At 67.7% G+C, this 19,497-nt stretch carries 16 protein-coding genes; 5 read left to right on the top strand and 11 right to left on the bottom strand.

The window, feature by feature from the left end; genetic code table 11:
- Positions 1–98: 98 nt before the first annotated feature.
- From AC13FN_RS01465 to AC13FN_RS01485, 5 genes are all read right to left on the bottom strand, one after another.
- On the bottom strand, positions 99–1,169 hold the full coding sequence (locus AC13FN_RS01465) for a sensor domain-containing diguanylate cyclase (protein ID WP_482984284.1): 1,071 nt from the start codon (positions 1,167–1,169) through the stop codon (positions 99–101).
- A 116-nt stretch (positions 1,170–1,285) separates the two neighbouring features.
- On the bottom strand, positions 1,286–2,008 hold the full coding sequence (locus AC13FN_RS01470) for a pseudouridine synthase (RefSeq protein WP_005408708.1): 723 nt from the start codon (positions 2,006–2,008) through the stop codon (positions 1,286–1,288).
- 34 nt (positions 2,009–2,042) lie between these two features.
- Complete coding sequence (locus tag AC13FN_RS01475) at positions 2,043–3,707, bottom strand: sensor domain-containing diguanylate cyclase (RefSeq protein ID WP_482984283.1); 1,665 nt, start codon at positions 3,705–3,707, stop codon at positions 2,043–2,045.
- Between the two features lie 110 nt (positions 3,708–3,817).
- Positions 3,818–6,241 carry a putative bifunctional diguanylate cyclase/phosphodiesterase gene (locus tag AC13FN_RS01480; RefSeq protein ID WP_482984282.1) on the bottom strand — a complete coding sequence of 808 codons (2,424 nt, stop codon included), beginning with the start codon at positions 6,239–6,241 and terminating at the stop codon, positions 3,818–3,820.
- 217 nt (positions 6,242–6,458) lie between these two features.
- A complete protein-coding gene (locus AC13FN_RS01485; protein ID WP_049433869.1) occupies positions 6,459–8,396 on the bottom strand; it encodes a DEAD/DEAH box helicase in 1,938 nt (645 codons plus the stop codon).
- A 267-nt stretch (positions 8,397–8,663) separates the two neighbouring features.
- Here AC13FN_RS01485 and AC13FN_RS01490 point away from each other — a divergent pair, with 267 nt between their 5' ends.
- The gene (locus AC13FN_RS01490; RefSeq protein WP_482984281.1) at positions 8,664–8,885 is read left to right on the top strand and encodes an RNA-binding S4 domain-containing protein; all 222 of its coding nucleotides are present in this window, start codon (positions 8,664–8,666) and stop codon (positions 8,883–8,885) included.
- Between the two features lie 11 nt (positions 8,886–8,896).
- Here AC13FN_RS01490 and ubiM read toward each other — a convergent pair whose 3' ends face one another.
- The 4 genes from ubiM to AC13FN_RS01510 form a co-directional block, all read right to left on the bottom strand.
- Positions 8,897–10,075 carry a 5-demethoxyubiquinol-8 5-hydroxylase UbiM gene (gene ubiM, locus AC13FN_RS01495; protein WP_478413436.1) on the bottom strand — a complete coding sequence of 393 codons (1,179 nt, stop codon included), beginning with the start codon at positions 10,073–10,075 and terminating at the stop codon, positions 8,897–8,899.
- An 80-nt stretch (positions 10,076–10,155) separates the two neighbouring features.
- Positions 10,156–10,545 carry an MAPEG family protein gene (locus AC13FN_RS01500; RefSeq protein WP_478410784.1) on the bottom strand — a complete coding sequence of 130 codons (390 nt, stop codon included), beginning with the start codon at positions 10,543–10,545 and terminating at the stop codon, positions 10,156–10,158.
- A gap of 11 nt (positions 10,546–10,556) precedes the next feature.
- Positions 10,557–11,102: a DUF4019 domain-containing protein gene (locus AC13FN_RS01505; RefSeq protein ID WP_049433872.1), complete on the bottom strand. Its 546-nt coding sequence runs from the start codon at positions 11,100–11,102 to the stop codon at positions 10,557–10,559.
- 58 nt (positions 11,103–11,160) lie between these two features.
- Positions 11,161–12,324 (bottom strand): COG3904 family protein, encoded by a 1,164-nt coding sequence (locus tag AC13FN_RS01510; protein WP_049433873.1) that lies wholly within the window; start codon positions 12,322–12,324, stop codon positions 11,161–11,163.
- 422 nt (positions 12,325–12,746) lie between these two features.
- Between AC13FN_RS01510 and AC13FN_RS01515 the strand changes: the two genes are divergently transcribed.
- From AC13FN_RS01515 to AC13FN_RS01525, 3 genes are all read left to right on the top strand, one after another.
- Entirely contained in the window at positions 12,747–14,225 is a 1,479-nt protein-coding gene (locus tag AC13FN_RS01515) for an AlkA N-terminal domain-containing protein (protein WP_482984280.1), read from the top strand.
- Complete coding sequence (locus tag AC13FN_RS01520; RefSeq protein ID WP_482984279.1) at positions 14,222–14,713, top strand: methylated-DNA--[protein]-cysteine S-methyltransferase; 492 nt, start codon at positions 14,222–14,224, stop codon at positions 14,711–14,713. Before AC13FN_RS01515 ends, AC13FN_RS01520 begins: the two co-directional genes overlap by 4 nt.
- A gap of 300 nt (positions 14,714–15,013) precedes the next feature.
- Complete coding sequence (locus tag AC13FN_RS01525) at positions 15,014–16,264, top strand: alkaline phosphatase family protein (protein ID WP_482984278.1); 1,251 nt, start codon at positions 15,014–15,016, stop codon at positions 16,262–16,264.
- 130 nt (positions 16,265–16,394) lie between these two features.
- On the opposite strand, the gene AC13FN_RS01530 is transcribed toward AC13FN_RS01525, so the two are convergent.
- Together AC13FN_RS01530 and AC13FN_RS01535 are read right to left on the bottom strand one after the other, a co-directional pair.
- The gene (locus AC13FN_RS01530; RefSeq protein ID WP_004150462.1) at positions 16,395–16,574 is read right to left on the bottom strand and encodes a 30S ribosomal protein THX; all 180 of its coding nucleotides are present in this window, start codon (positions 16,572–16,574) and stop codon (positions 16,395–16,397) included.
- A 110-nt stretch (positions 16,575–16,684) separates the two neighbouring features.
- Positions 16,685–17,098, bottom strand: a complete 414-nt coding sequence (locus AC13FN_RS01535) for a MerC domain-containing protein (protein WP_019338435.1) — start codon at positions 17,096–17,098, stop codon at positions 16,685–16,687.
- Between the two features lie 135 nt (positions 17,099–17,233).
- Between AC13FN_RS01535 and AC13FN_RS01540 the strand changes: the two genes are divergently transcribed.
- On the top strand, positions 17,234–19,438 hold the full coding sequence (locus AC13FN_RS01540) for a TonB-dependent receptor (RefSeq protein ID WP_054171309.1): 2,205 nt from the start codon (positions 17,234–17,236) through the stop codon (positions 19,436–19,438).
- Positions 19,439–19,497 lie beyond the last annotated feature (59 nt).

Here is a 19,497-nt window from a genome sequence, read left to right on the forward strand (position 1 = left end):
ACGGCATATTCGCCGGGCACAATCGCACAGGCCGCGACACGGCGTTATCCCATCGGCAAAATCATCCACGCATGGCGTGGACCTACTGCATGCAGGGCTCAGCCCGCCCGTTCCACCCGGTTGCGACCGTTGCCCTTGGCCCGGTACAGCGCCTTGTCGGCGCGCGCCAGCATGTCATCCACGCTTTCACCTGCCTGGTGCTGGGCAACGCCGATGCTGATCGTGACCGGGAAACCCAGCGGAAGGTCTGCCACGGCCAGGCGCAGGAACTCGCATTGCAGTTCGGCCGTACGCACATCAGTGCCCGGCATCACCGCCACGAACTCCTCGCCGCCATAGCGCGCGGCCATGCCACGGCCGGCGAAATGCGAGCGCAGCAGCACGCCCAGCTCGGCCAGCACCCGGTCGCCGGTGGCGTGGCCCTGGAAATCGTTGATGTGCTTGAAGTGATCGATGTCCAGCAGGGCCACGCAGGCCACTCCCGGTTGCCCATCGATCTCCGCCACCGCCTCTTCCAGTGCCGCCGCCATCGCGCGGCGGTTCGGCAGTCCGGTCAACGCATCGGTGCGGCTCTGCTCGGCCAGGTCGGCATTCTGCGCCAGCAGCACCTCCTGGTACTCCGACAGCAGGCGCTCGTAGTCATCGCGTTCCAGCATGTGCTTCTGGATGTCGAGCGCGAAACGGCGCAGCTCCATCACCAGCATCACCTGCCGTGACAGAGCGGCCAGTGCCTCGGCCTTGTCGCTGGGCAGGTGCTGCGGATGTGCATCGAACACGCACAACGTACCCAGTGGCAGGCCATCGGAACTGATCAGTGGCGCACCGGCGTAGAAGCGGATGTGCGGGTCGCCGGTCACCACCGGGTTGTCGTGGAAGCGGATGTCCTGCAACGCGTCCTCGACCACCATGATTTCCTGCGGCTGCAGGATGGCGTGGCCACACATCGATTCGCTGCGCAGGTTCTCTGCCGCGTCGATGCCCTGGATCGACTTGAACCACTGCCGCTCGACATCGATCAGGGTCACCGCCGCCATCGAGGTACCGCAGACCGCCTTGGCGATCGCCACCAGGTCGTCGAATGACTTCTCGCGCTGCGAATCAAGGATCCGGTAGCGGTACAGCGCCTCGAGCCGGAGGGCTTCGTTGGCAGGCTTGTCGGGCTTGATCATGCAGCGTCACATTCCGGCAGGTCACTGCGGAGTCTAGCCGATGTAGAGCCGAGCCCATGCTCGGCTGCACCCGGACAAAAGGCAGCCGAGCATGGGCTCGGCTCTACAGAGGCCGTTTACCAGTCCAGTTGCTTCGGCAACAGGCCCTGCAGCTCCTGCTCGGTCAGGTTGCGCCACTGGCCCGGCTTCAACGCGCCGATCTTGATGTTGTCGATGCGCACGCGGCGCAGCTGGGTCACGCGATAGCCGAATTCGGCGGCCATCAGGCGGATCTGCCGGTTCAGGCCCTGCTGCAGGGTGATGCGGAAACCGAACTTGGCGATGCGCGAGGTCTTGCACGGCAACGTCATCTGGTCGTGGATGCGCACACCGCGCGCCATGCCGCGCAGGAACTCATCGGTAACCGGCTTGTTCACCGCCACCAGGTACTCCTTCTGGTGGCCGTTCTCGGCACGCAGGATCTGGTTGACGATGTCGCCGTTGCTGGTCATCAGGATCAGGCCTTCGGATTCCTTGTCCAGGCGCCCGATCGGGAAAATGCGCTGCTCGTGGCCGACGAAATCGACGATGTTGCCCTTGACCGAGGTTTCGGTCGTGCAGGTGACACCCACCGGCTTGTTCAGCGCGATGTAGACATGGCGGCGGGCGCCGGGCTTGCGGGCCACGCGCGCGCGCAGCGGCTGGCCATCGACCAGCACCTGGTCTTCTTCGCCCACCACCGCGCCAGTGCCGGCCGGATGGCCGTTGACGGTGACCCGGCGGGCGGCGATCAGGCGATCGGCCTCGCGGCGGGAGCAGAAGCCGGTGTCGGCGATATGTTTGTTGAGTCGGGTGGTCATCGCCCTATTATCCGGCATCGCCGCCCGCAGCGCTTCATGCCAGGCCGGGCGGATCGAGCTCTTCGCCGTCGAACACCCGGTTCCGGCCCGCCCGCTTGGCCACGTACATGGCATGATCGGCCCGCCGCAACAGCCCGGCCAGATCGTCCTCGCCCGGCCGCCACTGCGCCAGGCCGATGCTGGCGGTCACTTCCAGCCCCGGCACCTGCAGGCCCTGCCCGGCCTCGGTGATGCGCTGGCGCAGGCGCTCCAGCCGCGCCGACGCCGCCTCGCGCGGCATGCCGGGCATCAGCAGCAGGAACTCCTCGCCGCCCATCCGCACCACTTCGTCCTGGCTGCGCACCGCAGCGCGCAGCGCGCGTGCCACCGCCACCAGTACCTGGTCCCCCACCCCGTGGCCATGGCGGTCGTTGATGTCCTTGAACAGGTCGATGTCGAGGAAGCCGATCACCAGCGAGCCACGCTCACGGTCGACCTGTGCCAGGTGACGGGCCAGCTGCTGCAGGCCGGCGCGGCGATTCGGCAGTCCGGTCAGGACGTCGGTTTCGGCCAGCTGACGCAGTTCATCGCGCTGCTGGCGCAGCCGGCCCAGCCGCTGGTTCATGGCATAGGCGGCCATCATCAGCAGCCAGGTCACCGACAGCTGCAGTGCTTCGACCCGGTATTCCAACAGCCATTCCGCACGGCAGGCATCGGCGATGATCAGGACCAGCATCGGTGCCAACGCGGCCAGTCCCGCCTGCGACCAACGGTCGCCACGCCAACGGGCCCATACGCCCATCAGCAATGCCAGGCCACATCCCAGCAGATAGGACACCTGCAGGCCCTGCGCGACCCAGGCCAGCTGTTCCCAGCGCAGCCACGGCACCAGTACGGCCAGCGCCAGCAGGCCCCACAGCACGGTCGCCTGCAGCGGCCGCGACCGTGGCCATACGCGGTCACCGCCGTTCAGCCGCCACAGTGCCGGCAGTACCAGCGCCTGGGTGGCGGCGGTCAGCGAGAGCAGCCACCAGGCCCCACGCTCCCCCACCGACAGCCACGGCTCCGGGTAGCCGCTGAGGCCACCGAGGATCGCCTGCCACAGCACCAGCACCGTGGTGCCGGCGACGTAAACCAGGAAGCTGCGATCGCGCGTGGTCAGGAAGGCCATCAACGCCGACAGCGCCAGTGCGATCGCCACGGCGATGCAGGCGGCACGCATCAGCAGGCGGGCGGTGTCGTTCTGCTGCACCGGGCTGGGCGCGCCCAGCCGCAGGGTCGGTACCCAGCGGGCCTTCAGCGGTGTCTGCCAGGAAACCAGGAACGGCTCATGGCTGCCGGCCGGCGGTACGGCCACCAGGCCGATGCCTGCACGGAAGCGAGAATCACGGGTGCGGGCGTCATGCATGTTGCCGCAGATTTCGCGGTCACCGTGCTGTACCCGCACTTCGCCGGCAAAGACATTGAACACGTCCAGCGCCTGAGGCTGGCCCGACCAGCCTTCCTGCGGAGCCGGCACCAGCACCTGCTGGCGCGGGCCCGACAGCATGTGCGGCGTGCACGCGCGATGTGGGGTCGGTTCGTCGGTGGCGCCTCCCACCAGCAGATAATCGCGGCCCGACACGGCCACGGCGGCCCGAAGCGGCCACGGCATCGCCAACCACGCCAGCAGCACGACCAGCACCGCTCCTGTTCCGTACTGCCACTGCCTGCCGCCCACGCCACGTCCTGTTCCTGCTTACGCCCGCGCCCACTGCGCGTCGCCCCTGGCGGGCATTATCGCAGCCGCGGCTGCAGCGCACGTGTAGACCAAAGTCGCCGCCACGCCGTTCAGCCAGCCCCCGGCGGCCCCTTCACCGCGACCAGCCGCACCGGGCGCAGATCGGTCAGGGTCATCCGTTCCAGCGGCTGTGGCCGCTCGATCGCGAAGCCCTGCAGGCCCTGCACACCGAGCCGGGTCAGCGCACCGGCAACCTCGGCGGTCTCCACCCACTCGGCCACCACTTCCATCTGCAGCTCGCGCCCGAGCTCGCTGATCGCACGCACCGTGGCGTGGCTGACCGGGTCGGTATCCATGTCCCGCACGAAGGCGCCGTCGATCTTCAGGATGTCCGCCGGCAACTGGCGCAGATAGCCGAAAGAAGACAGGCCGGAGCCGAAGTCATCCAGTGCCATCCGGCAGCCCCGCGCCTTGACCGCATCGATGAACGCACGGGCCTGGCTGAGGTTGCTGATCGCCGCGGTCTCGGTGATCTCGAAGCACAGCTTGGAGGCCAGCGCGCGGTTGCGCTCAAGCAGGTCGCAGACGAAGGCGAGGAATCCCGGCTCGGCGATCGACTGCGCCGAGACGTTGACGTTGCACAGGCCCAGCTGGCGCACGTGTGCCGGGCACACCTGCAGGTGGCGGAACAGCAGCCCGAGCACGTGACGATCCAGCGCAACCGCCATGCCATAGCGCTCCACCGCCGGCATGAACTGTCCGGGCAGGTGCAGGCTGCCGTCGGTACCGCGCATGCGCACCAGCACCTCGTAATGCAGGTAGGAAGGATCACCCACGCGGGCGATGCGCTGTGCATACAGCACCATGCGATTCTCGGCCATCGCCAGGCTGACGCCCTGCAGGCGCTCGGCCTCCTGCCGCCGTTCCTCCAGTGCCATGCGGTTCTCGTTGAAGCAGTGCACGCGGTTGCGCCCGGCCTGCTTGGCCGCATAGCAGGCGCTGTCGGCGGCACTCATCAACCAGTTCACGTCCGGCGCATCGGAACTGACTTCGACCACGCCGATGCTGCAGCTCAGCTGCGGACTGCCCTCGCTGATCGGGAAGGTTGCCTGCCCCAGGTTGCGGATCACCCGCTGCAGCACCCGCTTGGCCTCGTCCTGCCCGGCATGGGCGAGGAACACGGCGAACTCGTCGGCGCCCAGCCGGCCTACCCAGTCGCCATCGCGCACCGCGGCAACCAGATAATCGGCGAAGCTGCGCAGCATCTGGTCGCCCGCCGCGTGGCCGAAGCTGTCATTGACCAGCTTGAAATGGTCCAGGTTGATGTAGCACAGCGCATGCGTACCGCCGTCGCTGCGCACCTGCAGCAGCGAACGCTCCAGCAGCCGCTCGATCTCGCGTCGGTTGATCAGGCCGGTCAGCGGATCGTGGCTGGCGTGATGTTCGATCTCGCGTGCCAGAGCATGGTTCTGGCTGACATCCTCGATGATCGCAAACACCGACAGGCCGCCTCCCGCGCTGCGCACACCGGTGCCACTCCAGCGCCCCCACACCAGGCTGCCATCGCGGCGGCAGAAGCGCAGCTCACTCGGCCGCAGCTGCCGGTCCCAGTCAATGCGGCCGACGCCATCGATGACCAGTTCGCCTTCCATCAACAGATCACCGAGCGACATCTGCAGCAGCACGTCGCGTCGGTAGTCGAGGATATCGGCCATCGCCTGGTTGGCTTCGATCACCTTGCCGTCGGTGTCGAGCTTGAGCATGCCGACATTGGCCTGGTAGAAGGCCGCACGAAAGCGGCTTTCGTGCTCGGTCAGGTCCTTGCCGACGCGGCGCGCCAGCGCGACAGCCATCAGGCTGATCGCCAGCACCGACAGGCCACCGACCACCAGCGTGGCGATCCGCACCATCGTGGCCATGCGCAGCAACGCCTGGGAAAATGCCTGTGCCTGCACCTGCAGCCGCCGGTCCAGATCACGCAGCTGCTGCAGGTACCGGTCGCGGTCCGCCACTGGCAGCACCCCCTGGGCATGCCCCGACTGCAGCTCGGCGACCAGCCGCTGCACGGCCAACAGGTCATCATCGGTCTGTCGCCACAGCGTGGTTGCTTCCCGGAATGCACCGATGTCGCGTGCATAGCGGAACGAGAACACCAGGCGCGGAATATCGGCGCGCGCGTTGCCGCCCAGCAGGAAGCCCTGCCTGGCCTTCTCCTCGTCCGGTACCGCCTGTTCCAGCGCCAGCCGGGCCTGCAGATCCCCCAACGGAATCCGCAGCGCCTGGCGCGCGTCATCCAGGTCCTGGGCATGGCCACGCGCCAGGTAGCGGCTCAGCGCAGCGGTTGCATCCTGCTGCCCCCGTGACCAGTAGCCCTGGCCGGCGATCCATGCGGTGGAGGCCGCCTGCAGTTCCTGGATCAAGGCGGACAGCGCGACCAACCCGATCGCCATGCCCGTCAACAACGCAAAGCGCAATCCCAGGCCACGGGTCATCGGCACCCGCCGGCTCTGCTGGTCCGTGCCACTTCTACCCATCCCGGATCCCCCCGAATGTGCTGCGGTGACAACCTCCCATGGAACCGGCCCAGCCTATGACCGGCAATGTGTGGGCCATGCGAAAAAGGGGACGGAGGGGATTAAGTCGTTTTCGGCATAAGCGCGCGGCCTGCCATTTACGACTTAATCCCCTCCGTCCCCTTTTCTGTACGCCAGCCCGGAGGCTGGCGTTGATCAGGACGGCTGCGGGTGAGGCTTAGAAGCTGCGCGGGCCGCGCGGCTTGAAGCCGTCACGACGCGGCGGGCGGCTGTCGCGGTCACCGCCGCGGTCGCCACCATGGCCACCCGGACCGCCACGACGCGGGCCACCCGGGCCGCCCGGACCACGCTTGTCGAAGCGAGGCTTGAACGGGCGCGGGGCAGGGTTGGTGTCTTCACCCGGGGCCAGCGCACGCATCTGCAGCTGCTGGCCGGACACCCACACCTTCTGCAGGTGCGACAGCACGTCCGACGGCATCTGCGCCGGCAGATCCAGCAGCGAGAAGTCGTCGTGGATGTCGATGCGGCCGATGAAGCGGCTTTCCAGGCCGGCTTCGTTGGCGATGGCGCCGACGATGTTGGCCGGCTTCACGCCATGCTGGTGGCCCACCGAAATACGGTAGGTCTCCATGCCCTGCTCCGGCGCACCACGCGGCGGAACCTCGCGGCGCGGACGCTGCTCGAAACCACCTTCGGCGTCGTCACGGCGCGGGCCACGCTCGAAACGCGGACCACGCTCGTTGCGGTCGAAGCGATCGCCACGCTCCGGACGGTCGCCACGGTCGAAGCGCTCGCGCGGCGCGCGCTCTTCACGCGGGGCGCGCACCGGCGGCTGCAGCAGGAACGGAGTGTCACCCTGCAGCATCTTGGCCAGCGCGGCAGCCACTTCGATGGCCGGCACGTTCTGCTCGTTCTCGAAGCGCTCCAGCAGCTGGCGGTAGAAATCCAGGCCACCGGCACCAAGGGTTTCGGTGATGCGCGAGGTGAATTTGTTGATGCGGGTATCGTTGACCGCTTCCACGCTCGGCAGCTGCATCTCTTCGATCGGCTGGCGGGTGGCGCGCTCGATCTGGCGCAGCATGCCCTTCTCGCGCGGGGTGGCGAACAGGATCGCCTCACCGCTGCGGCCGGCACGGCCGGTACGGCCGATGCGGTGCACGTAGCTTTCGGTGTCGTACGGGATGTCGTAGTTCAGCACGTGGCTGATGCGCTCCACGTCCAGGCCGCGCGCGGCCACGTCGGTGGCGACCAGGATGTCCAGCTTGCCTTCCTTCAGCATGGCGATGGTGCGCTCACGCTGGGCCTGTTGCATGTCACCGTTGATGGCGGCAGCGGCCAGGCCACGGGCCTGCAGCTTGCTGGCCAGTTCCTCGGTGCCGGCCTTGGTGCGCGCGAAGATGATCATCGCGTCGAACGGCTCCACTTCCAGGATGCGGGTCAGCGCGTCCAGCTTGTGCATGCCGCTCACCCACCAGTAACGCTGGCGGATGTTGGCCGAGGTGGTGGTCTTGGCCGCGATGGTCACTTCCACCGGGTCCTGCAGGTAGGTCTGCGCGATGCGGCGGATCTGCGGCGGCATGGTGGCCGAGAACAGGGCCACCTGGCGCTGCTCCGGCAGCTTCTTCAGCACGGCTTCGACGTCGTCGATGAAGCCCATGCGCAGCATTTCATCAGCTTCGTCCAGCACCAGCGTCTTCAGCTCGGACAGGTCCAGGGTGCTGCGGTCCAGATGGTCGATCACGCGGCCGGGAGTACCGACCACGATGTGCACGCCACGACGCAGGGCCGACAGCTGCTGGCCGTACGGCTGGCCGCCGTACACCGGCAGCACGCGGAAGCCCGGAATCTTCGACGAATACGACTGGAACGCCTCGGCGACCTGGATGGCCAGCTCGCGGGTCGGCGCCAGGATCAGGGCCTGGGGCTTGATCTGCTGCAGGTCGATGTTGGACAGTACCGGCAGTGCGAAGGCAGCGGTCTTGCCGGTGCCGGTCTGGGCCTGACCCAGCACGTCGCGGCCTTCCAGCATCGCCGGGATGGTGGCGGCCTGGATCGGCGACGGGGTTTCGTAGCCGATGGCGGTGACCGCCTGCATCACGGGCTCGGACAGGCCGAGCTGCGCAAACTGCAGCGGCGCTTGGGAATCTTGGGACATGGGGAACTCCGAAGACACTGCCGTCTTCCTGGCAGTGCGATAAAAAAGGTGATGGTCCGCGCTTTGGGCGCCCTTCTTATCGCGTGCCCTGGCGCTGCTCGGTTGGAGGAGATTTCACTCGCTCAGAGCGGAATCATACCGCATTGATCCTGAACGAGGCGTACAGCTTGCAGTGCGCGTGCCGTCATGCCCCGTGCTGGCGCACAATACGCGCCCTCTTCCCCGGCCCGGCCGCTGGCCCGCGCCCCTTCCCAGGAAACCCGCTCCATGCAGATTCTCGAATTCGACCTCGACGGTGACTACGTCGAACTCAAGCAGTTGCTGAAGCTGGCCGACCTGGTCACCAGCGGCGGCGAAGCCAAGATGGTCATCGGTGACGGCCAGGTGCGGGTCGATGGCGAAGTCGAACTGCGCAAGGCCTGCATGATCCGCGCAGGCCAGGTGGTCGAGTTCGCCGACAGCCAGATCCGGGTGCTGGCTGCCGGCTGATCTGAAGCTGTTCAGGCCACGCGCTGGGTCAGGTGCGAGGCAATCAGCTGCCTGAATGGTGCCACGCCCTGCGCCAGGCGCAGGCCGGCTGCCCGCAGCAGGCGCGCCGGACGGCGATCGTCGGTGTACAGGCTGGCGATCGCATTGGTGGCCTCATACAGGGGCCGCGACGCCAACCGGTGACCGCGCTGGTAGCTGGCCAGCATGCCCGCGGCCGCAATATCGGCACCGCGTCGCTGCTGCGCGACGATACCCTGCGCCAGTCGCTGCGCGCTGGCCAGGCCCAGGTTGAAACCATGCGCGGTGACCGGGTGCATGCCCACCGCAGCATCCCCGATCAGCGCCGAACGCTCGCCGACGAAGCGGTGCGCGTACACCCCTACCAGCGGATACGCCTGCGGCGTGGCCACCGGCTGCATCCGGCCCAGGCGGTGCTCGAAGCAGGCACTGACGGCCTCACCAAAGGCCACCTCGTCCATTGCCAGCAGCTCCTCGATCTGCCGCGGCGGCAGCGTGATCACCGCCGAAGCCTGGCCCTCGTTGAGCGGCAAGAGCGCCATGGTGCGGCCGTAGCCGAACCACTCCCACGCGGTGTGGTGATGATCGCGCTCGACCTGCATGCGGCAGACCAGCATCGACTTGCCGAAGTCGCGCATCTGCGCACCGATGCCGAGCATGCGGCGCGTGGCGGAGAAGCGGCTGTCGGCGGCGATCAGCAGACGCGCGTGCAGTTGGCTGCCGTCATCGAGCTTGACCACGTGGCCCTGCGCGTCGGCCTGCACGCCCAGCACCTTGCGTCCGTCGAACAGTTCCAGGCCGTCCTGGCCCTGCACCGCATCCCACGCGGCGCGGCGGATCAGATGGTTGGGTACCAGCCAGCCCAGCGGCTGGCCATCAACCTGGCTGCTGGCGAAGGTCAGCGCGAACGGCGAGCCACCATTCATCACCCTGGCATCGCGCAGTTCGGCAACTTCGGCGTGCGGCAGGCGTTGCCACAGGCCCAGCTGCTCCAGGCTCTGCCGCGAGGCATGCGTCAACGCAATTTCGCGGCCGTCGAAGGCGGCCTCGGCCAGGGCCTGGCGCGGCTGGACGTCGACCAGCCCGACCTGCAGGCCGCTGCCAGCCAGCGCGCGCGCGAAGCACATGCCCGCGGGGCCTGCGCCGACCACCACCACGTCCATCCTGCGCATGCGCGCCTCCTGCCGTTGATTCAGTCCGCGCCAGCATAGCGCCACGCAGCTGAGCGGCCTTGATCTGGATCAGCGCCGGGTTACAGCAGTGCGAACACCAGCGCCAGGATCGACAGCAGCGACACCAGCCACACCAGGCTGCGCACGTAGGGCACGCCTGCGGCGTACAGCGGCAGATAGACCACGCGCGCCCAGAAGTAGGTCTGCGCCGCCAGTGCAGTGGTGTCGTTGCCGCGACCGGCCACGACCACTGCGATGGCGGCGGCGGCGAAGAACGGGAACGTCTCCAGGAAATTGGCCTGGGCCCGCTGCAGGCGACCGGCCAGTGGGCTGAGCGGCTTTGCATCGCCATCCCGTGCCGAGGCATTCCACTTCATCCCGCGCTCGCGGGTGACCACGGTAGAGGTAGCGAAGATGTAGACGAAGCCCAGCAGCACCGACCAGGCCAGCATCGTCAGTTCAGTTGCCATGGTTCATCTCCTCAGGGTGCCGACGCGCGCAGGCTATAGCCGGCCAGGCGCCACACCTGGTCCTCGTCGAAACGGAACGAGACCAGCTCGCGCACCGGCTGCGCGCTGTTGGCGAAACGGGTCGGGAAGCTGACGTTGATGTACAGCCCTTCCGGCACCGCAGCGCCGGCGCTGTACTTGACCCGGGTGATGGTCGGCTGGCCACGCCCGGCCAGCGCACCCAGGCGCGTGCGCTCGGTGGTCAACTGGCTGACGAAGGCGGCCTTCGGTACTGCACGGCGCGCGACGGCCGAAGCGCCATCCCACAACTCGCCGGCGCGGTTGGCATCCACCAGCTGCGCCGCCTTCACTGCGGCCGCGCCCATTTCCGCGTCCTGTTTCTGCACCTGCGCCTGCTGCGCGGCGGTCAACACCGGAGCGCCGGCGGTAGCTGGTTTTGCAGCCGCTGGCGAGGCCGGCGCCGGGCGCGCGGGTGCCGGGGCGGGCGTGGCCGGCGCAGGTGCCTGCGCCAATGCGGTCAGGGGCAGCAGGGACAGCAGCAGGAGCACGCGCTTCATGGACACCGCCGGTTCTCGGGAAAGAACCGCAGTCTACGCCAGCGCGGTGAGCTGTTCGTCAGCGCGCGTTGGCGCTGCCTTCCACCGCGGCGGCATCGGCCTGCGCGGCAGGCGTGCCGGTGTCTGCCGGCACCTGTTCGGCCACCGGCGGCGGCTCCGACGGTGCCGGTGGCAGCGTCGCCACATCGATCTCCGACAGCGGGCTCTCTTCCGGGCACACCGCATCCGGGAAGCCGAAGCGCTGCTTCAGTGCCTGGCCGCAGCTGTTGATCGATTCCATGTCAGCGCCTTCGCGCTTGCACTGCTGGTCGAAGGCGATCAGGAACGCGTCCTTGCGCTGCACGAAATCATCGCCGCAGGCCCGCATCTGCTTGATCCGTTCCAGATCGTCCTGCACCGCGTTGGTGCCATCCAGGCCGTACTGGCGCAGCTCGTCCGCGGTCAGCAGGCGCAGGCTGCGGTTGGGCACGGTCATCATCAGATCGGCCACGCCCACCGCCACGCCGTTGCGCTGCAGGTAGTCCTTTACGTTGTCGTAGACCTCGTGCAGCTCGCGGTTGAGTTCCGCGCGCGAGGTGGCCTTGGAGCTGATGCGCATCATGCGGTGGATGCCGACCTTGCCCGACAGCAGGCGGTTGTCACCGGCGGCCAGCACGAACACGCAGGCGCTGTGGCAGATCGAGCCTTCGCGCACCCAGATGGTCCAGCCGGATTCACCGATGCTGTCACCAGCCACGATCGCCGATTCCACCTGGCCGCCACTGGAATCCAGGTCGAGGATGCGCTTGTGGATCTTCTGCTGGTCGGCAACCACGGCCAACCGCCACATCATCTCGGCGAAGCCCGGGTTGATCTTGCCGGCGTAGCGCACGCGCATCAGGCCACGTTCGGCGCAGGGCGCCAGCGCCTGGCTGATCTGCTCGCGCTGCAGGCCTTCCAGCTCGACACCGTCGCCCGCGTCACCCGCATATTCGGTGCTGCAGCTGACCCACGCACGCCCGTTCTCCAGCTGCGCCTGCGGCCACGGCCGATCCGCCCGGCTGCGCGGCGGCGCCGGCGGCGGTGGCGCATCGGCGGCGTTGATCGACACCATGTTCTCGCCATCGCTGGCGGGAGCCCGCGCCGCCTTGTCGGCAGCGGTCACATTGCCCGGATTCTCCAGCTGACTGCAGCCCGCCAGGGCCAGGCACAACAGGGGCAACCAGCGGAGTTTGGCGGACATCGGGCAACCGGATTTCAAGGGAGCAAGGGCCACAGTCTACCCGTCCGGGGCGCGCATTCAGCGCGTGGTACTGAACCCCTTCTGACCCTTGGGAAAGCGTGTCGACCAAGGTCGACACCTACCAGAGCGGGATGCCCTTCCGACAGATCGCAGGAACCTGTCGAAGGCGGGGTGGGTCCGGTTGCGGGAGTGTCCGCGGCATGGATGCCGCGGCCAAGCCCCCAAGGACGGGTTTACGGCGTCTCCCGCAACCGGGCACACCCCGCCTCCCCACAGGAAACCAGCTTCTGCCGTTGCCGTTGCCGTTGCTGGCCAGCGGCCGGCACTACCGCGGGTGCCGGGCACAGCCCGACCTGACGCCCTTCAGCATCCATGTCCGAATGTGGCGAGTATCCCCACCCGCACCCGCCTAGACTGGCGCCATGGACACCGCCCTCGCCCTCGACACCGCCGCCTGCGACCGCGCCCGTCTGGCCCGCGACGCACGCTTCGACGGCGTGTTCTTCACCGCCGTGCGCAGCACCGGCATCTACTGCCGCCCGGTGTGCCCGGCACCGCCGCCGAAGCCGCGCAACATCACCTACTACCCGACCGCCGCTGCGGCCGCCGCCGCCGGCTACCGCCCGTGCCTGCGCTGCCGTCCAGAGTTGGCACCGCAGGCCCAGCAGGCATTGGCCGGGCAGACCGTGCAGCGCGCCCTCGCCCTGATCCATGGCGGCTTCCTGCAGGAGCAGCCCGTTGCCGACCTCGCGCAGAAGATCGGCCTCAGCGCGCGCCAGCTGCAGCGCCTGTTCGTTGAACACCTGGGCGCGACACCAGGGCAGATCCACGCTACCCATCGCCTGCTGCTGGCCAAGCAGCTGCTGACCGAGACCACGCTGCCGGTGACCGATGTTGCGCTGGCCGCCGGCTACAACAGCCTGCGCCGCTTCAATACCGCCTTCCTGCAGGGCTGTGGCATGGCACCGACGGCACTGCGTCGCCAGCATCAGCCGCTGGCCGCCGATGACGGCTGCCTGGTACTGCGCCTGGTGTACCGTCCACCGCTGGATTTCCCGCGCATGCTGGCCTTCCTGCGCAAGCGCAGCCTGCCCGGCATCGAACTGATCGGCGAAGACAGCTACCAGCGCGTGCTCGGCACACCCGAGCGCCCCACCCTGCTGCGCGTCACCGCCGATCCGAAACGCCCGGAACTGCGCCTGCAGCTGGGCCCGGTCGATCCGCGCCTGATTCCCGACATCGTGCGCCGCGTGCGCCGCGTATTCGATCTGGATGCCGACCTGCAGCAGGTGCATGCCGCGCTGGGCGAGGAACCGCTGCTGGCGCGTGGCATCGCCGAACGCCCCGGGCTGCGCGTGCCCGGCGGCTGGGATGGCTTCGAGGTGGGCGTACGCGCCGTGCTCGGACAGCAGGTCAGCGTGGCCGCGGCCACCACCTTCGCGCGGCGCCTGGTCGATGCCTATGGCGCACACCTGCCGGGCATGCCATCGGAATTCGATCGCCAGTTTCCCGCGCCCGAGGTGCTGGCTGAGGCGCCGCTGGAATCGATCGGCCTGCCGCGCACCCGCGCCGCCACCGCGCGTGCGCTGGCCGCTGCCTGCGCCAGCGGCCAGCTCGACTTCGGGCCCGGTCAGGCATTGGAGGAATTCGTGGCCCGCTGCGTGGCACTGCCTGGCATCGGCCCGTGGACCGCGCAGTACATCGCGCTGCGCGGACTTGGCCAGCCCGATGCCTTCCCCGCCGGTGACCTGGTGCTGCAGCAGGTCCTCGGCCACGCGCAGGGCCAGCGCCTGAGCGAACGCGCGACCGAAACGCGCTCGCAACCGTGGCGCCCGTGGCGCGCCTATGCCGTGCTGCATCTGTGGCACCTGTCCGGCACCTTCGTTGGAGAACCGACATGACCTTGTTGTTCGATCGTTTCGACAGCCCGATCGGCGTGTTGACCATCGCCGGTGACGAGCGTGGCCTGTCGCATGTGCTGTTCCCGGAAAACCGCCATCCGGCACGCGGACGCGATGACTGGCACTACGCACCGGATGCGCTGCCGGAAGCGCGCGAACAGCTGCTGCAGTTCCTGCACGGCGAGCGCAGCAGCTTCAACCTTGCACTGGCACCACGCGGCACGCCGTTCCAGCTGCGGGTGTGGCAGGCGCTGGCGCTCATTCCGTTCGGCCAGACCTGGAGCTACCTGCAGTTGGCGCAGCATCTGGGCCAGCCCAGTGCGACCCGTGCGGTCGGCGCTGCCAACGGCCGCAACCCGCTGCCGATCATCCTGCCCTGCCATCGCGTGATCGGCAGCAACGGTGCACTGACCGGTTTCGGCGGCGGACTGGAAACCAAGGCCGCGCTGTTGCGGCTGGAACAACGCCAGGCACCGCTGTTCGCCTGAGAGGGCTGGCCGGGCTGCGCCCGGCACCCGCAGAGGCTGGAGCAACAGCAACTGCAACAGCGTGCTACTTGTGGGGAGGCGGGGCGGCGTACTGCGCTGCTGGTAGGTGTCGACCTTGGTCGACACGGTAGATCCACGCCAAGCGTGGATGGAAGCGTCTGTGATCTGTCTGGAGAAGAGCCCCCTTGTTGTTGAAGGGGGCGCGCCGACAGGCGCGGGGATAAGGAAAAATGCGCGGACTCGGCGCGCGATGGCGCGCCGTGTCTTGGGCGCGTCATTGCGCGGGCTTATCATGCGCGGATGACTTCCGTACGCCTGACCTGCGCGCTGGCGCTGCTGCTGCCATTGGCCGCCTGCACCACCGCGCCCGCCCCTTCCGCCTCTGTTCCCACCACTGTTGCAACGGCTGCGCCGCCGAAGCTGCTGTTGATCTCGATCGACGGCCTGCGCGCCGATGCGCTCGATCGCGGCCTGACCCCGAACCTGCAGCGACTGATCGACGGCGGGGTACGCGCGCGCTGGATGACGCCTTCGTACCCATCGCTGACCTTCCCCAACCACTACACCATCGTCACCGGCCTGCGCCCGGACCACCACGGCATCGTCAACAACAGCATGGACGATGCAACCCTGGGCCGTTTCGAACTGAGCAACCGCGACGCGGTCACTACCAGCGGCTGGTGGGGTGGCGAACCGATCTGGGTCAGTGCAGAGAACGCCGGCGTGCGTTCGGCCACCACGTCATGGCCGGGCAGCGAATCGGAAATCCGTGGCGTACGCCCCAGCCAGTGGCGCGTCTACGATGGCAAGGAACCGCTGGAGCAGCGCGCCGGCATCGTGCTCAACTGGCTGGCGCAGACCGATGCCGATGCACCGCGCCTGACCACGCTGTACATGGAACACGTGGACAAGGCCGGCCACAACTACGGCCCCGAGTCGAAACAGTACGCCGACGCCATCGTGCGCGCCGACCAGATCGTCGGCCAGGTGCTCGATGGACTGCAACAACGCGGCCTGGCCGCGACCACCAACATCATCGTGGTCTCTGACCACGGCATGGCCAGTGTCGCCGACGGCCACGTGATCGCCACCGAATCGATGGCCAATCCGGCCATCGCGCGCAATGTCAGCCAGGGCCAGTCGGTGGGTTTTGCGCCGGTCGCGGGCCGCGAAGCGGAAGCCGAACGCGCCCTGCTCGGCCGCCATACGCACTACGAGTGCTGGAAGAAGGAGAACCTGCCGGCGCGCTGGCACTACGGCACCCATCCGCGGGTTCCGGCCATCGTCTGTGCGATGGATGAAGGCTGGGATGCACTGCACCGCGAGAAGATCGCCAAGCGCGCGAAGCAGGACCGCGGCTCGCACGGCTATGACAACGCCCTGCCCTCGATGCGCGCCGTGTTCGTGGCCAGCGGCCCGTCGTTCCGCCAGGGCCTGGTGATCGATGGCTTCGACAACGTCGACGTCTACCCGCTGCTGGCGCACCTGCTGCAGGTGCCGGCCGCGCCGAACGACGGCAATCCGGAAACGCTGAAGAAGACCCTGCGCTGATCCGGTTGTAGAGCCGAGCCCACGCTCGGCTGCATTGCGCCAGCCGAGCATGGGCTCGGCTCTACAAAAACGTGCATAAAAAAACGCGGCGCCAGGCGCCGCGTTTTTCGTTGAACCGGTCTGGGCCGGATCAGGCCTTGGCGACGGCCTTCTTCGCCACAGCCTTCTTCGCCGGAGCCTTGGCCACGGTCTTCTTGGCAACCGGAGCGGCGGCGCCTACGGCGACCTTGCTCGCGGTGTGCGAACGGGCGTTGCCGTAGCTGGCGTTATAGCGCTTGCCCTTGGCGGTCTTGCGGTCACCCTTACCCATGTCTTCAACTCCTCAAATGTGAAATCTGGTTACCCCGTACTGACACGGGTTCGGCGGGGCCGCCTTGCTGGGCGCCCCCGCGCACGATCAAAAATCCTATCACGGAGCGCCTAGTGCGCGCAGCTGGCGTCGTGCACGTGACCGTGGTTGAGGCGCAGGTTGACCAGATGGGCCACCCCCACCAGCAGGCCGCCGACGGTCATCACCACCGCGTGCGGCACCGCATTGTGGTGCAACGGGTCGTACAGCACGCCGGCCCACAACGCCACCAGGCCGGGAATCAGGAAGCCCAGCGCACGCAGCGCACCGTGGCGACGGTAGCCCCAGACCAGGCTGAACAGCCCCAGCAGGGTCACGAACACCACCAGCGCCTGTTCCACGCCGTCGCTCAGCCAGAACGACAGGCCCAACGACGGCGCTGCGGCCAGCAGCACCGGAATCACCGCGCAATGCACCGCGCACAGCATCGAACCAGTGGCGCCGAAACGGTCGAGCAGGTGGCGCAGGCGTGAGGACAGGGACATGACTTCCAGCAGGGTCGGCGAATCGTTATGGAATAATATAACATCCCTTCCCGACCCGCACGGTTTCCCTCCCCCTGTCCCGCTGACGGGATGCGTGCGCCCAGCGATTGATACAGTGTAACAAAGGACCCACCGATGCCCGCCCGTACCCCGCGGTTGAAGCCGCATTCCCTCGCCCTGGCCCTGACCGCCCTGCTTCCGACCGTTGCCTTCGCCGCCAGCGAAGACGATTCCCATCGTGACCGCCACCTGACTGAACTGTCGTCGGTGCAGGTCACCGCGTCGCCGCTGCAGGGCGACGCAGAATCGCTGGCACGCCCGGTGGAGGTTCTGGCCGGCGAACGCCTGGACGAGCAGAAGGCCGGCACCCTCGGCGATACCGTGGCCAAGCTGCCAGGCGTGCAGAGCACCTTCTTCGGGCCCGGCGTCGGCCGCCCGATCATCCGCGGCCAGGAAGGCCCGCGCGTGGCCGTGCTGTCCAACGGCATGGGCAACATGGATGCCTCCACCGTCAGCGCCGACCATGCCACCAGCATCGAGCCGTTCCTGGCCGACCAGATCGAAGTGCTGAAGGGGCCGGCCACGCTGCTGTTCGGCAGCGGCGCCATCGGTGGTGCGGTCAATGTGGTCGATGGCCGCATCGCGCGCGAACTGCCGGAGCGCCCGCTGAGCGGCCGCGCAGAACTGCGCGGCAATTCGGTGAACAACGAACGCAGCGGCATGTTCCGCCTCGATGGCGTCAGCGGCAATGTCGTGCTGCACGTGGATGGCCTGGTCCGCAATGGCGATGACTACCGCATCCCCGGTTATGCAGTGATCGACAGCCTTGAAGATCATCATGACCACGATCACGACCATGACGCGGCCGAGGGTGAAGAGCCGCGTCGCGGCCGCCTGGACAACAGCTCGATCCGCACCCGCGCCGGTGGCGTCGGCGCAACGTGGCTGGGCGACGGCGGCTACTTCGGCGTATCGGCCAGCACCTACCGCACCAACTACGGCATTCCCAATGGCGCGCACGTGCACGCCGATGGTGATGATCATGGCCATGACCACGGCCACGACCATGGCGATGAAGAAGAAGGCGGCGACGAGCACGACGTGCGCATCGACATGGTGCAGAACCGCTTCGAGACCAAGGCCGGCATCTACGACCCGGTCTCGTTCCTGAAGAACATCAACGCGCGCGTGGCCTACACCGACTACGAACACGTGGAGCTGGAAGCCGGCACGCCGTCCACCCGCTTCACCAACCGTGGCATCGAAGCGCGTCTGGAAGCCGTGCAGCAGCAGATCGGTGGCTGGGACGGTGCCTTCGGCCTGCAGTTCGGCAACAGTGATTTCGGCGCCAAGGGCGAAGAGGCGTTCGTGCCGGATACCGGCACCAAGAACATCGGCCTGTTCGTGCTTCAGGAAAAGCAGTTCGGCCCGTTCAAGCTGGAACTGGGCGGCCGTCACGACCAGGTCAAGCTGGACCCGACTGGCGACTACCGCCGCCGCACGTTCGGTGCCACCAACCTGTCTGCCGCTGGCATCTGGAAGCTCAACGACGCTGTTGATCTGCGCATCGGCGTGGACAGCTCCGAGCGTGCACCGACCAACGAAGAGCTGTACGCCGCCGGCGCGCACATCGCCACCCGCTCGCTGGAAATCGGCGACGCCAACCTGAAGACCGAACGCGGCCAGCGCGTGGAACTGGGCATCCACACCCACAGCGAGCGCCTGGACTTCTCCGCGTCGGTCTACCAGACCAAGTTCAAGGACTTCATCTACCTGGCCGAAACCGGCATCACCGAGGGCCTGCCGGTGCGCACCTGGACGCAGCAGGACGCGGTGTTCCGCGGTGCCGAAGCCGAAGCGCTGGTACACCTGTTCGAGGGCGGCGCCGGTGACTGGGATCTGCGCCTGTTCGGCGACTACGTGAAGGCCAAGCTGGATGGCAGCGGCAGCCGCAACCTGGACATCGCCGTGCCGCATGGCGACCACAACCACAACTACAGCGTGGAACTGGCAAACACCGGCTACCTGCCGCGCATTGCTCCGGCCCGCGTCGGCGCCGACCTGCGCTGGTCGAAGGACGGCTGGCGCGCCTCGGTCGGTGCGGTGCGTTACAGCCGCCAGAAGGACGTCGCGCAGAACGAGGAGCCGAGCAACGGCTACACCCTGGTCGATGCGCACCTGGCCTACCGTTGGGATCGCAACGCCAGCAACAGCTACGAAGTCTTCCTGGATGGCAGCAACCTGACCAACCGCGAAGTGCGTCCACATACCTCGCTGCTGCGCGACTACTCGCCGCTGCCAGGCCGTGGTGTCGCATTCGGCATCCGCGCGTTCTTCTGATCGCGTAAGGCGGGGTCGGATCCCACGGGGGCCTTCGGGCCCCCGTTTTCATTTCGATC

This window comes from Stenotrophomonas sp. 115C5 (assembly GCF_056861055.1).

Bases quoted from the DNA above. Each gene is read 5' to 3' on its own strand.
- AC13FN_RS01470 (WP_005408708.1), bottom strand. From the start codon at position 2,008: ATGACCACCCGACTCAACAAACATATCGCCGACACCGGCTTCTGCTCC.
- AC13FN_RS01490 (WP_482984281.1), top strand. From the start codon at position 8,664: ATGCAGATTCTCGAATTCGACCTCGACGGTGACTACGTCGAACTCAAG.
- AC13FN_RS01500 (WP_478410784.1), bottom strand. From the start codon at position 10,545: ATGGCAACTGAACTGACGATGCTGGCCTGGTCGGTGCTGCTGGGCTTC.
- AC13FN_RS01540 (WP_054171309.1), top strand. From the start codon at position 17,234: ATGCCCGCCCGTACCCCGCGGTTGAAGCCGCATTCCCTCGCCCTGGCC.
- AC13FN_RS01465 (WP_482984284.1), bottom strand. From the start codon at position 1,169: ATGATCAAGCCCGACAAGCCTGCCAACGAAGCCCTCCGGCTCGAGGCG.
- AC13FN_RS01480 (WP_482984282.1), bottom strand. From the start codon at position 6,241: ATGGGTAGAAGTGGCACGGACCAGCAGAGCCGGCGGGTGCCGATGACC.
- AC13FN_RS01485 (WP_049433869.1), bottom strand. From the start codon at position 8,396: ATGTCCCAAGATTCCCAAGCGCCGCTGCAGTTTGCGCAGCTCGGCCTG.
- AC13FN_RS01505 (WP_049433872.1), bottom strand. From the start codon at position 11,102: ATGAAGCGCGTGCTCCTGCTGCTGTCCCTGCTGCCCCTGACCGCATTG.
- AC13FN_RS01520 (WP_482984279.1), top strand. From the start codon at position 14,222: ATGACCTTGTTGTTCGATCGTTTCGACAGCCCGATCGGCGTGTTGACC.
- AC13FN_RS01525 (WP_482984278.1), top strand. From the start codon at position 15,014: ATGACTTCCGTACGCCTGACCTGCGCGCTGGCGCTGCTGCTGCCATTG.
- ubiM (WP_478413436.1), bottom strand. From the start codon at position 10,075: ATGCGCAGGATGGACGTGGTGGTGGTCGGCGCAGGCCCCGCGGGCATG.
- AC13FN_RS01510 (WP_049433873.1), bottom strand. From the start codon at position 12,324: ATGTCCGCCAAACTCCGCTGGTTGCCCCTGTTGTGCCTGGCCCTGGCG.
- AC13FN_RS01530 (WP_004150462.1), bottom strand. From the start codon at position 16,574: ATGGGTAAGGGTGACCGCAAGACCGCCAAGGGCAAGCGCTATAACGCC.
- AC13FN_RS01535 (WP_019338435.1), bottom strand. From the start codon at position 17,098: ATGTCCCTGTCCTCACGCCTGCGCCACCTGCTCGACCGTTTCGGCGCC.
- AC13FN_RS01515 (WP_482984280.1), top strand. From the start codon at position 12,747: ATGGACACCGCCCTCGCCCTCGACACCGCCGCCTGCGACCGCGCCCGT.